Here is a 12,748-nt window from a genome sequence, read left to right as displayed (position 1 = left end):
CTGGTTCCGGTTTCCAGGGGTGCTTTTTATTCTTGCAAAAAGCACCCCTCTTGGCAGGCTTCGCCTACCAATTCACCCCGCAAAAAATGCGCTTCTCAGGCGTTAAGGTCAAGGGCAAGACCGTGGGACTCCGTCCCACACCCTGCGAGCTTTTGAAAAAGCTCGAGCAAAACTTTTACGCTGGCCAGCTGAGTGCGATAAAACTAACCAGGGCAAAATGTTTCGTAGACTTCGTTTCACGAAGTCTTGCCTTTCTCAAAGGCTGCGGGGTTTTTAGGGGGCGACGGGAAATCGCCAGTGGCGATTTCCCGTCGCCGACCGAAGCGGCAGCTGAGACCCAACGCCCCTGAGCCGCCGGAGGCCATCAATACTCTTAACTAAAGTATAGCATATCGAAACCAGTTAAGCAAGTTTTTTTGATTCGGGCTTTACTAATTGCCGAAAGTCATTTATAATGGTGGAAGCAAGAAAAATATGCTGGAAAGGTGTTGAGGGAAGCGTATGCTGACGGATATTGAGATCGCCCAGAGCACGGATATGAGGCCCATCAAGGAGATCGGGGAGGAGCTGGGGCTTCTGGAGGACGAGCTGGAGTATTACGGAAAGTACAAGGCCAAAATCACCGCTGGGGCCTTTGAGCGGCTGGCCGGCCGGCCGGACGGCAAGCTGGTGCTGGTCACCGCCATCAATCCCACCCCCGCCGGAGAGGGGAAAACCACCACCACCGCCGGGCTGGGCCAGGCCATGGCAAAGATTGGCAAAAACGCCGTCATCGCCCTGCGGGAGCCCTCTTTGGGCCCGGTGTTCGGCGTGAAGGGCGGCGCGGCCGGGGGCGGCTACGCCCAGGTGCTGCCCATGGAGGACATCAACCTGCACTTCACCGGGGACATGCACGCCATCACCGCCGCCAACAACCTGTGCTGCGCCATGCTGGACAACCACATGCAGCAGGGGAACCCCCTGGGCATCGACCCCAGGCGGATCCTCATCAAGCGCTGCCTGGACATGAACGACCGGGCCCTGCGGAACGTGGTGGTGGGCCTGGGGGGCAAGATCAACGGCGTGCCTCGGGAGGACAACTTCATCATCACTGTGGCCAGCGAGGTGATGGCCATCCTCTGCCTTGCCAAGGACATGCCCGACCTGAAGGAGCGCCTGGGGAACATCCTCATTGCTTATGATTACCAGGGCCAGCCTGTTTACGCCAGGGATATCAAGGCCCAGGGGGCCATGGCCGCGCTGCTCCGGGACGCGGTGAATCCCAATCTGGTGCAGACCCTGGAGGGCACCCCCGCCATCATGCACGGCGGGCCCTTCGCCAACATCGCCCACGGGTGCAATTCCGTGCGGGCTACCCGTCTGGCCCTGAAGCTGGCGGACTACTGCATCACCGAGGCGGGCTTCGGCTCCGACCTGGGCGCGGAGAAATTCATGGACATCAAGTGCCGCATGGCCGGCCTCGCCCCGGACTGCGTGGTGGTGGTGGCTACGGTGCGGGCGCTGAAATACAACGGCGGCGTACCCAAAGCCGAGCTCTCCGCCGAGAACGTGGAGGCCCTGCGGAAGGGCTCCGTGAACCTTAAGGCCCATGTGGAAAACATGGCTAAGTTCGGCGTGCCGGTGGTGGTTGCCATCAACCGCTTCGGCACCGACACGGACGCCGAGCTCCAGGTGATCGACGACTGCTGCAAAGAGCTGGGGGTTCGCTACGCTCTGTCCGAGGTGTTCGGCAAGGGCGGCGAGGGCGGCAGAGAGCTGGCGGAGACGGTCTGCCGGGTGATTGAGGAGAACGCCGGGAAAACCCATTTTGCCCCGGTCTATCCCGACGAGGCCCCGGTGGAGGAGAAGATCGAAACCATCGCCAGGACCATTTACGGCGCGGAGGGCGTCACCTTTACCAATCAGGCCCTGAAATCCCTCAAGGAGATCAAGGCCCTGGGCGGGGACAAGATGCCTGTGTGCATCGCCAAGACCCAGTACTCCCTGTCGGACGACCCCTCCCTTCTGGGCAGGCCCCAGGGCTTCAACGTCACCATCCGAGACCTGAAGCTCTCCTCCGGCGCGGGATTTGTGGTGGCCTACGCGGGGGACATCATGACCATGCCCGGCCTGCCCAAGGTCCCCGCCGCGGAGAAGATCGACGTGGACGACCATTCGGTGATCCATGGGCTGTTCTGACAAGAAAATGACCTTTACAACCAATTCCCCCCAGGAGACCATGGAGCTGGCACAGAGGCTGGCCGAAAGCCTCAAGGGGGGCGAGGTCATCGCCTTCTACGGGGGAATGGGCGCGGGCAAGACGGCCTTCACCCGGGGGCTGGCGATAGGCCTGGGGGCCGGGGACGTGGCCAGCAGCCCCACCTTCGCCCTGGTGAACGAGTATTCCGGCCGGCTGGTGCTGGAGCACTTCGACATGTACCGGATCGAGAGCTGGGAGGACCTGTACTCCACGGGCTTCTTCGACTATCTGGACACGGACCGGGTGCTGGCGGTGGAGTGGAGCGAGAACATCGAGGCCGCTCTGCCGGATAACGTAATCCGGGTAGAGATCCGGCCGGGCCCGGAGGAAAGCCAGCGGCTCATTACGATTTTAGGCTGGGAAGGGGAGCTGTGAATATGCGGGTTTTGGGAATAGAATGTTCCGCTTCTGCGGCTTCTGCGGCCGTAGTGGAGGATGGAAAGCTCCTGGGAGAATTCTTTGTCAATACAAAGCAGACCCACAGCCAGACGCTTTTGCCCATGATAGAGGCCTTGCTGGGCAATTTAGGGCTGGCCTGCCGGGATCTGGACGGCATCGCCGTGGCCAACGGGCCGGGGTCCTTTACCGGCGTACGCATTGGCGTGGCCTGCGCGAAGGGGCTGGCTCTGCCGGGGAATACCCCCTGCCGGGGTGTCTCTACCTTGGAGGCCATCGCTTTTGGCGGGCTTGCTTGTAAGGGAAGCCTTCTCTGCGCGGTGATGGACGCCCGATGCGGGCAGGTGTACAACGCTCTTTTTGAGACAGACGGAAACACCCTAGCCCGGCTCACAGAGGACCGGGCCCTCTCCATCCAGGCGCTCGGCGAGGAGTGCCGCCCGTATGGGGACCGGGTCCTGCTGCTGGGAGACGGGGCGGCGCTGTGCCATCAGTCCTTTTCCGGCTGGGGGGCCCGGCTGGCTCCGGAAAATCTCCGTTTCCAGCGGGCGGGCAGCGTGGCCCTGCTGGCCATGGGCCGGGCCTGGACGGACCCGGCCGGGCTGCTACCGGTGTACCTGCGGATGCCCCAAGCGGAGCGGGAGTTAAAGAGGAAATTGGAAAACCACGGCAGCCCTCTTGCGAAATCGACAACATGAGGCAAATTGCGCGGTCCAGGTGCGGAAAACTTGGCTTTGCCAAGTTTCGGGGCCCCATGGTAGGGTTTGGGACAACGTCCCAAGGTCTTGCCGCAGGGTGAGCGTCTGCCGGTGGCAGACACGCTGCGAACCGACCGAGGCGGCAGCCGAGACCACGGTTTCTGCCGCCGGAGGCCTTCTATTACTCGAGAACAATATTTTCCCAGGAAGTCTAAATGGAAAGGATGAATCGATATGCGGTTAGCAATTGGCTGCGACCACGGGGGCTTTGAGCTCACCGAGGCAATACGGAAATATCTTTGGGATCACGAGATCGAGTATCTGGATTACGGTACGAACAGCCCGGAATCTGTGGACTACCCCTTGATCGCGGTGGAGGTGGCGAAATCCGTAGCCGCCGGAGAGGCCGACCTGGGCGTGCTGGTGTGTTCCACAGGGATCGGTATCTCTATCGCGGCCAACAAGGTAAAGGGCGTGCGCGCGGCGGTATGTACCAACGAGCTTTGCGCCCGGCTGACCCGCAACGACAACAACGCCAACGTGCTTTGCATGGGCGGCAAGGTGGTGGATCAGGAGACGGGGCTGAAAATTTTGGAGGCCTTTCTCACCACTGACTTTGAGGGCGGCCGCCATGCCCGGCGGGTGGGACAGATCGAAAAAATCGAGGCGGGGGAACTATAAAGGAGGATCACTATGGAAGACTATCAGAATGTATTTGTGATGGACCATCCCTTAATTCAGCACAAGCTCACCTTCCTTCGGGACAAGAACACGGGGACCAAGGAGTTCCGGGAGCTGGTCAGCGAGATCGCCAACCTCATGTGCTACGAGGCCACACGGGACCTGCCCCTGATGGACGTAGAGACGGAGACGCCCATGAAAAAGACCACCACCCAGGTGATTGCCGGGCGGAAGCTGGCCTTTGTGCCCATTCTCCGGGCGGGGCTGGGCATGGTGGACGGCATGCTGAATCTGGTGCCCTCGGCCAAGGTGGGGCACATCGGGCTCTACCGGGACCACGACACCTTGAAGCCCGTGGAGTACTACAACAAGCTGCCCCAGGACATCACCGAGCGGGACGTGATCGTGCTGGACCCCATGCTGGCTACGGGGGGTTCCGCCATGGACGCCATCACCATCGTCAAGCGCAGCCAGCCCAAGAGCATCAAGTTCCTGTGCATCATCGCCGCGCCGGAGGGGTTGGAGGTCCTCACCAAGGCCCACCCGGACGTGCAGATTTACTGCGCGGCGGTGGACGAAAAGCTCAACGAGAACGGCTACATCCTCCCCGGCCTGGGGGACGCGGGGGACCGGATCTTCGGCACGATTTGAGGCGACGCCCGGAAGGGTTTCCCTTTTGGGGAAAATGTGGTATACTTTTTGGAGGAGATTGCGCGGGAAGCCGTCGCCTGTGGCGGATCGGACGCTTTTTGGGAATGGTTTGGGGGGCGCGTGGGTGCGCGCGCTGCTTGATTGCGGAGCACAGGGCCGGGTGGGCCTTTCGGCTGATTCCCTGCGCCTAGAGCTGGCTGGTTCCGGGACTAGGAAACTTTTTCTCAGTTGTAAAAGAGATTCATCTCGCACGGTGAGATGAACTCTCCGTCCCCCTCTTGGATAGTTAATCGAGCGAAGCGAGCATTAACTATGATTCACCACTTCAAAAATACGCTTCTCAGGAGTTTAAGGTCAAGAGATAAGACCTTGAGGGCGTTGAGTCTCAGCTGGTCTCGTCTGCCGACTCGGTCGGGAGAGTTCATGCTTGCATGAACTCTTCTCCACTGGGGAGCTTCCCCGCTTCGGTCGGTTCGCAGCATTGTCTGCAATACTTGGCTTTGCCAAGTATCCGGCAGAACGCTCACCCCACATCCTGCGAGCTTTTGAAAAAAGCTAAGACTTCGCAGAGCGAAGTCTGCAAATCTTTTACGTTGGCTAGCTGGATCGGTCAATGCACACGGCGCAAAGAATGGTAGGAGGATTTGGCGGGATTTCGCCGTGTGTCATGAGTTTTGCTTCACAAAACTCTACCAAGCTGGGAGCAAACGCACCCAGCTAACCAGGGTAAAAGTTTGGTCCAGTCCGGGGTGAAACCCTGGCCGCCGGAGGCCAAAACGTACTTCACAAAAAAAGGAGCGCCGCCATGAGCCAAGTGAAAACCTATGCACTCAGCGAAGGAGTCACGCTTCGGACCTTTCTGGCCCCCGCTTTTAAGACGATGCGCATTTCGGTGAATCTGTTGGTGCCGGCGCGGGAGGACAGGGCGGCAGCCTATGGGCTTCTGCCCTACCTGGTCACCCGGGCAACCCGGCGGTATCCGGATTATACCGCCTTAGGGGGCCGGCTGGCGGAGTTGTATGGGGCCAGTCTGGGATCCAGCGTCCAAAAAATCGGGGAATACCAGGTGCTGAGCGTTTCCGTGGACGGGATTGCCAGCTGCTATGCCTTTGGGGGCGAGAACATGTTTGCGGAGCTTGCCGGCCTGCTGCTGGATGTGGTTTTTGATCCACTAAAAGACAGCGACGGGCTCTTCCCTCTGGATGGCTTCCTTCAAGAAAAGCGCCAGCAGCTGGAGCAGAAGGACTCGGATTTCAGTGACAAGATGATCTATGCCCATCAGCGCTGCCATGAGCTCCTCTTTGAGGGCGGTCCCGCCGGAATCGACCGCCTGGGCGGTAGGAAACAGATTGAGGCCCTCCGGCGGGAGGATTTGGCTTCTGCCTGGGAGGAGCTTCTGGACCAGGCAAAGGTGGAAATTTTCGTGCTGGGAGGCTGCGCTCCGGACCTGGAATGGTTCCGGGAGCGGTTTTCCGGAATAGGCGGGAACAGGGCTCTGGGCCCGGTGCCTTATACCCGGACGGACTTCCGCCGGGTGACGGAGGAACAGACGATAGCCCAGTCCAAGCTGGCCATGGCGTTTCGGGCGGACGTTCCGCCGGAGGACAGGCAACTGTTTCAGCTGATGAGCGCCGTGCTGGGGGAGCCTACCAGCTCCAAGCTGTTTCAGAAGATTCGGGAAGAACGGGGCCTCTGCTATTACTGCGACTCGGCCTTTTCCTGGGTGAACGGCGCGCTCTTTGTTGAGAGCGGCGTAGAGACGAAGGATCTGGACCGGGTGGAGGCGGCTGTGCTGGAACAGCTGTCCGCCCTGCGCAACGGAGAGATTACGGAGGCGGAGCTGCGGGGGGCCAAGCTGTATTTATGCAACTCCCTGCGCTCTGTGGGGGATTCGCTCCATGGGGTAGAGGGCTGGTATCTGGGCCAGAGCTTTGCCCAAGAAGAGCTTACCCCGGAACAGGCGGCGGAAAATCTGATGAAATATACCGCAGCCGATGTGGCGGAGGCCGCGAACCGGCTGGTCCCCGCCGTGGTATACCGGCTGAAAGGAAGCGAGTGCTGATGGAGTGGGAGAGAATTGCCAGCCCCAGGGTGGGAGACTGCTATTATAGGGGCAGGCATTCCTCGGGTTTGGAGATTATCCTGTATCCAAAGGAAACCGGCAGCAGTACGCAAGCTGTTCTGGGGGTAAAGTACGGTTCTGTCCACAACAGCTTCCAGTGGGAGGGAGAATCCGCTCCAGAGGCAATGCCCGAGGGCGCGGCCCATTATCTGGAGCACAAGCTCTTTGAAAGCGAGGAAGAGGACGCCTTTGCCCGGTTTGCGGAGACAGGGGCCAACGCAAACGCCTACACAGGGGAGGAATCCACCTGCTATGTGTTTTCCTGCACGGACCGGCTGTACGATTCCCTGAAGATCCTGCTGGACTTTGTCCAGTCCCCTTATTTTACCGAGGAGACCGTGGCGAAGGAGCGAGGGATTATCGGCCAGGAGCTTACCATGTACCAGGATTCTCCCAGCTGGCGGGTTTTCTTCAACTACCTGCGGGCCATGTACCATGTCCATCCTGTGCGGGAGGATGTGGCGGGCACCAGAGAGAGCATCGCCCGGATCACGCCGGCACATTTATACCGGTGCCATGAGGCTTTCTATTCCCCGTCCAATATGATTTTGGCCATCGTCGGCAAATTCGATCGGGATAAGGTGGCGGCCTTGTGCGATGAAATGTTCCGTCTTGTCCCGGCTTCCAGGGTGGAGCCGCTCTTTCCGGACGAACCGGAAACGGTGGCGCGGTCCAGGATAGAGCAAGAGCTTTCCGTAGCCATACCGGTGTTCCAGTTCGGCTATAAATGCGGCGGCGCGCCCCGGGACGAGAAGGACCTGGCGGCTATGGGTGTTCTGCTGTCTGTTCTGGCTTCGGATGCGTCCCCGCTTTTCCGCCGGCTTCTGGACCAGGAACTGATTAACGAATCCAGCTTCAGCTATCAATACTTTGAAGGTACAGGCTATGCCACGGTGATATTTGGCGGCGAGTCCAAAGACCCCGAACGGGCGGCCCGGCTGATTCAGGAGGAGGTACGGGAGATGGGGGCCAAGGGCATTCCGGAGGAAGCCTTCCACTGGGCTAAGCGCAGCCTCTATGGAGACTGTGTCTCGTCCCTGAACAGCGCGGCGGGCGTCGCCCAATGGCTCACTGATTTTGCTTTTCAGGGCCAGGAGCTTTTTACGTATATCGACGCTTTGGCAGAGCTTACCATCGAACAGGCGGAGGAAAAACTGAAAGATCTGCGGGAGGACCGTAGCGTGCTTTCTGTAATCCGACCGCTGAAATCTGCAAGAAAGGATGAAACCCAATGAGCCATATTGTGGACTTCCCCGGCTTGGGGCTCAGTTTTCGAGTGAACGAGGTGGCCTTTTCCATCGGCGGCTATGATATCCGGTGGTATGGAGTGATCATTGCCTTCGGCTTTTTCCTTGCCGTGGTATACGCTTTCCGAAGCGTGAAGAAGATGGATATCGACCCGGACAGGCTGATGGATGCGGTCATTGCCGGAACGCTGGGGGGAATTGTCTGTGCCCGGCTATACTATGTGATCTTTTATCCGGGGGATAAATATTGGAACGATCCCATCTCTATCTTGTATATTCATGATGGAGGAATCGCCATATATGGCGGAATTCTTGGCGCCTTTGGACTTGGAAGCCTGGTGGCGAAACGCCGGGGCCTGCGGGTGCCCGCTGTGCTGGACCTGGCCGCCCTGGGATTTCTCATCGGCCAGGGAGTGGGGCGCTGGGGAAACTTTGTAAATCAGGAATGCTTTGGCGAGGCCACAGGCCTGCCCTGGGGAATGAGCAGCGACAACACCCGCGCCATGTTCCCGGACAGCCCGGTACATCCCTGCTTTCTCTATGAGTCTCTGCTGTGCCTGCTGGGGTTTGTGCTGCTGCATATCTTTACCCGTCGGTACCGCCGCTATGATGGACAGACCTTCCTCTTGTATATCGTCTGGTATGGGGCGGTGCGGTTCTTTATTGAGGGAACCCGCACGGACAGCCTGATGCTGGGACGCTTCCGGATCTCTCAGATCGTGGCCGCAGCATGTGTGGCCGTAGGCGCGCTGCTGCTGTTTCTGTTCCGGCATAAGACCAGCCTGTTCGGATGCGGAAGCCGCCATGTGCTGGAGTCCACCGGAATGGTAAACAAGAAGGTGGATCCTGAACTCCGGACCAGCACTATATTCGGGGATCTTCCCCCCTTTGAAGAGGAAGCGGCTGAATCCGACGGAGAAAAGGAGCCCAAGGAGACAGAGGTCCAGCTAGAATCGGAAGATGAACCTGAGGAGCCAAAAGAGTAAGGGGGAGGAAAACTGTATGGCGAAGATGATTGACGGAAAGGCGATCGCAGCCGAGGTAAAAGCCCAGGTGGCGCAGGAGGTTTCTCAGCTGAAGGCCCAGGGAATCACACCCGGCCTGGCGGTGGTGATTGTAGGGGACGACCCGGCCTCCCGGATCTATGTGAACAACAAAAAGAAAGCCTGTGAGACGGTAGGCATTTACTCGGAGGAATACGCTCTGCCGGCGAACGCCTCTCAGGCGGAGCTGCTGGAGCTGGTAGAAAAGCTCAACAAGGCTCCGGAAATCAGCGGGATCCTGGTGCAGTCGCCTCTGCCCAGGGGGTTGGACGAAGCCGCCCTGGTGGAGATGATCGCCCCCCAGAAGGATGTGGACGCGTTCCATGCCTATAACGTGGGCAAACTGACCCAGGGCAGGCAGATTTTTCAGCCCTGCACGCCCGCCGGAGTGATCGAGCTGCTCCGGTACAGCGGGATAGAAATTTCCGGGAAACACTGTGTGGTGATTGGCCGCAGCGATATTGTGGGCAAGCCCATGGCGCTGCTGCTGCTGCAAAACAACGGTACTGTCACCATCTGCCACAGCAAAACCCGGAACCTGGAGGAGATCTGCTCCACGGCGGACATTTTGGTCTCCGCTGTAGGGCGCGCGGGTTTTGTAACCGGCGCCATGGTAAAGCCCGGCGCGGCGGTCATTGATGTGGGCATGAACCGGGATCAGGAGGGGAAGCTCTGCGGGGACGTGGTATTCTCAGAGGCGGACAAAACCGCCGGATGGATCACCCCGGTGCCCGGCGGCGTGGGGCCCATGACCATCGCCATGCTGATGAAAAACACGGTGACGGCGGCGAAGCTGCAGAATGAATTGCTGTAAGCGCTCTGGATTGCCCTCAAAGCGGTGAGTGTCCAAAGCAAGGGGGTTGAGAGGAGAGTTCTGACCCGACCGAGTCGACTGACGAGACTCCAAAACATCGTCCAATAAACACACGGTTTTGATACTCCCTCAAACTGGAACGGGAAGAGGAGCTGGGTATGGGAAATTTACTGGAGAAAATTCATTCGCCCGAAGATTTGCAGGGGCTTAGCCGGAAAGAGCTGGACAAGCTTTGTGAGGAGCTGCGCGCCGTGATTATTCAGACGGTTTCGGACAACGGCGGACATCTGGCCTCCAACTTAGGGGTGGTGGAGCTCACGGTGGCCCTTGCCCTGGCCTTTCAGCCTCCCCGGGACGCCATCGTGTGGGACGTGGGCCATCAGAGCTACTCCTATAAGCTGCTCACCGGGCGTTATCAGAATTTTTCCACGCTCCGTCAGGAGGGGGGGATTTCCGGATTTCCCTGCCGGGAAGAGAGCCCCTGCGATAAGTTTACCAGCGGCCACAGCAGCGCCTCCATCTCTTCGGCCTTGGGCCTTTCTGCCGCGAACCATCTGCAAAACTGCCCGGGCCATGTGGTGGCGGTTATCGGCGATGGCGCCCTTACCGGTGGCCTGGCCTTTGAGGGACTGAATAACGCGGGTCAGCTCCGGCGCAATTTGATTGTCATTCTGAATGATAACGCCATGTCTATCTCCAAGAATGTGGGCTCTCTGGCCCGATACCTGTCCCATATGCGGTCCAGGCCGGGATATATCAAGGTGAAGGGCAATGTGGAGGACGCTTTGCGCCGTCTGCCGGTGGTGGGAAAACCCATTGCGGCCTCTATCCGCCGGGTGAAGCGGAACTTGAAAAAGCTGCTGTACAATCCCAACGTTTTCACAGATCTAGGTTTTTCCTATTACGGTCCCTTTGACGGGCATAATTTGAAGGAGCTTACGGATACCCTGGAAGCGGCCAAGCTGATCCATAAACCGGTGCTGCTCCATGTGCGAACCTACAAGGGCAAGGGCTATCAGTACGCCGAGCAGTCGCCAACACTCTATCATGGCCTGGCGGGGTTTGATGTGGACACCGGGGCTACCGGCGAAAAAGCCCAGAGCTTTTCCGATGTTTTTGGTCAGACTCTCTGTGCCCTGGCGGAAAAAAATGAAAAGCTGTGCGCCGTTACCGCGGCGATGGCAGAGGGGACGGGGCTTTCGGAATTCCGCCAACGGTTTGGAAAGCGGTTTTACGATGTGGGAATCGCGGAAGAGCACGCGGTTGCCTTTTCCGGCGGCTTAGCTGTGGGGGGGATGCTGCCCGTGTTCGCGGTATATTCCACCTTTTTGCAGCGTAGCTACGACCAGATGATCCACGATGTGGCGATGCAGAGTACCAAGGTGATTCTGGCCATTGACCGGGCGGGAATTGTGGGAGAGGATGGTAAAACCCACCAGGGACTGTTCGACCCGGCATTTTTGCAAACGGTGCCGGGGGTCACGCTGTATTCTCCTGCCTATTTCCAGGAATTGCGGGAGCAGCTGGCCTTTCTGGTGGAGAAAGGTCAGGGGGTCTGCGCTATCCGGTATCCCAGAGGCCGGGAATTGTTTCGTCCGGACGGTTTTTGCAGCACGACAGCGCCTTTTTCCGTCTATGGCGGCGGGAAAATCTGTGTGGTGACATACGGAAGAATGTTTTCCTTTGCCGCGGAGGCGGCAGAGCGCCTAAAAAAGCAGGGGATTGCGGTCCGGCTGGTGAAGCTCAACCGTATTATCCCGGTGGACAGCGGCGCGATCCAGGCGGCGGCAGGCTGCGAAAAGGTGTTTTTCTTTGAAGAAGGACTGCGGCGGGGCGGCATCGGGGAGCATTTTGGGTGCCTGCTTTTGGAGGCCGGGTTTGGGGGACGATATGTGCTCCGGGCGATTGAGGACCCCTTTGTGAAACACGCCCCTATGTTCCGCGCGCTGGAACAGCTGGGATTCAGCGCGGGGGGGATTGAGCGGACGGTATTGGAGTTTTGCGCGGAGGAGGGAGCCGGGGATGGCGAAAAAGAGGCTTGACATTTTGGTCCTGGACCATGGCCTGGCGGAGAGCCGGGAGCGGGCAAAGGCTCTGATTATGGCCGGGGAAATTTTTGTGGACAACCAGAAGGCGGATAAGCCGGGGGACCTGTTCTCTGAAGACGCGGCGCTGGAGCACCGCGGCGGCGGGCTTAAATACGCCAGCCGGGGCGGCCTGAAATTGGAAAAGGCTCTGGCGGTATTCCCAATTGATCTGCGGAGCCGCGTTTGTATGGATATCGGCGCTTCCACCGGCGGGTTTACCGACTGCATGCTCCAAAATGGCGGAAAAAAGGTGTATTCAGTGGATGTGGGATATGGGCAGCTGGCCTGGGCCCTGCGCAACGACAGCCGGGTGGTGAACCTGGAACGCACCAACGCCCGGTATCTAACCCGGGCTCAGGTGCCGGAGGCGGTGGATTTCTTCTCTGTGGACGTCTCCTTCATTTCCCTCACCTTGATTTTGCCTGCGGTCCGGCCATTGTTGGCGGAGAACGGCCAGGGCGTGTGCCTGATCAAGCCCCAGTTTGAGGCGGGGCGGGAGAAGGTGGGGAAGAAGGGCGTGGTCCGGGATCCGGACGCGCATGTGGAAGTGATTGAAAAAATCCGGGTGTTCGCCATGGAAAACGGCTTTTCCGTGCTGGGCCTGGACTATTCCCCGGTAAAAGGTCCAGAGGGAAATATCGAGTACCTGATCTATCTGGAAAAGTCTCAGACAGCGCGGATGCCAGAAACAGTCGCCGGAGCCAGAGAGGTTGTGGCAAATTCCCACGCCAATCTGGACAAATAGGATGCGTTGAATGGAATCATACCCC

Annotated in this window: 11 protein-coding genes; all 11 read left to right on the top strand. The window is 59.0% G+C overall.

The features are described 5' to 3' along the window. The first annotated feature begins 501 nt into the window (after positions 1 to 501). The 11 genes from D7X94_RS05835 to D7X94_RS05785 all read left to right on the top strand — a co-directional run bounded on the left by D7X94_RS05835 (position 502) and on the right by D7X94_RS05785 (position 12,723). On the top strand, positions 502 to 2,178 hold the full coding sequence (locus tag D7X94_RS05835; RefSeq protein ID WP_120426793.1) for a formate--tetrahydrofolate ligase: 1,677 nt from the start codon (positions 502 to 504) through the stop codon (positions 2,176 to 2,178). 7 nt (positions 2,179 to 2,185) lie between these two features. After that, a complete protein-coding gene (gene tsaE, locus D7X94_RS05830; protein WP_120426880.1) occupies positions 2,186 to 2,614 on the top strand; it encodes a tRNA (adenosine(37)-N6)-threonylcarbamoyltransferase complex ATPase subunit type 1 TsaE in 429 nt (142 codons plus the stop codon). A 2-nt stretch (positions 2,615 to 2,616) separates the two neighbouring features. Then, entirely contained in the window at positions 2,617 to 3,333 is a 717-nt protein-coding gene (gene tsaB / locus D7X94_RS05825) for a tRNA (adenosine(37)-N6)-threonylcarbamoyltransferase complex dimerization subunit type 1 TsaB (protein ID WP_120426792.1), read from the top strand. Positions 3,334 to 3,567: 234 nt separating this feature from the next. Next, the gene (rpiB, locus tag D7X94_RS05820) at positions 3,568 to 4,014 is read left to right on the top strand and encodes a ribose 5-phosphate isomerase B (RefSeq protein ID WP_120426791.1); all 447 of its coding nucleotides are present in this window, start codon (positions 3,568 to 3,570) and stop codon (positions 4,012 to 4,014) included. Positions 4,015 to 4,026: 12 nt separating this feature from the next. Then, positions 4,027 to 4,665: a uracil phosphoribosyltransferase gene (gene upp / locus D7X94_RS05815; protein WP_120426790.1), complete on the top strand. Its 639-nt coding sequence runs from the start codon at positions 4,027 to 4,029 to the stop codon at positions 4,663 to 4,665. Between the two features lie 805 nt (positions 4,666 to 5,470). Then, complete coding sequence (locus D7X94_RS05810; RefSeq protein ID WP_120426789.1) at positions 5,471 to 6,727, top strand: M16 family metallopeptidase; 1,257 nt, start codon at positions 5,471 to 5,473, stop codon at positions 6,725 to 6,727. Then, positions 6,727 to 8,022 (top strand): EF-P 5-aminopentanol modification-associated protein YfmH, encoded by a 1,296-nt coding sequence (yfmH, locus tag D7X94_RS05805; protein ID WP_120426788.1) that lies wholly within the window; start codon positions 6,727 to 6,729, stop codon positions 8,020 to 8,022. Before D7X94_RS05810 ends, yfmH begins: the two co-directional genes overlap by 1 nt. Continuing rightward, positions 8,019 to 9,020 (top strand): prolipoprotein diacylglyceryl transferase, encoded by a 1,002-nt coding sequence (gene lgt, locus D7X94_RS05800; RefSeq protein WP_120426787.1) that lies wholly within the window; start codon positions 8,019 to 8,021, stop codon positions 9,018 to 9,020. Before yfmH ends, lgt begins: the two co-directional genes overlap by 4 nt. Before the next feature lie 16 nt (positions 9,021 to 9,036). Next, entirely contained in the window at positions 9,037 to 9,891 is an 855-nt protein-coding gene (folD, locus tag D7X94_RS05795; RefSeq protein WP_120426786.1) for a bifunctional methylenetetrahydrofolate dehydrogenase/methenyltetrahydrofolate cyclohydrolase FolD, read from the top strand. Positions 9,892 to 10,049: 158 nt separating this feature from the next. Continuing rightward, positions 10,050 to 11,933: a 1-deoxy-D-xylulose-5-phosphate synthase gene (gene dxs / locus D7X94_RS05790; protein WP_120426785.1), complete on the top strand. Its 1,884-nt coding sequence runs from the start codon at positions 10,050 to 10,052 to the stop codon at positions 11,931 to 11,933. Beyond that, complete coding sequence (locus D7X94_RS05785) at positions 11,914 to 12,723, top strand: TlyA family RNA methyltransferase (RefSeq protein WP_120426784.1); 810 nt, start codon at positions 11,914 to 11,916, stop codon at positions 12,721 to 12,723. Before dxs ends, D7X94_RS05785 begins: the two co-directional genes overlap by 20 nt. The last annotated feature ends 25 nt before the right edge of the window (positions 12,724 to 12,748 follow it).

The sequence above is a fragment of the Acutalibacter sp. 1XD8-33 genome (genome assembly GCF_003612555.1).
Taxonomy (GTDB): Bacteria; Bacillota; Clostridia; order Oscillospirales; family Acutalibacteraceae; genus Acutalibacter.
This window is presented reverse-complemented; position numbering and strand designations above follow the sequence as displayed.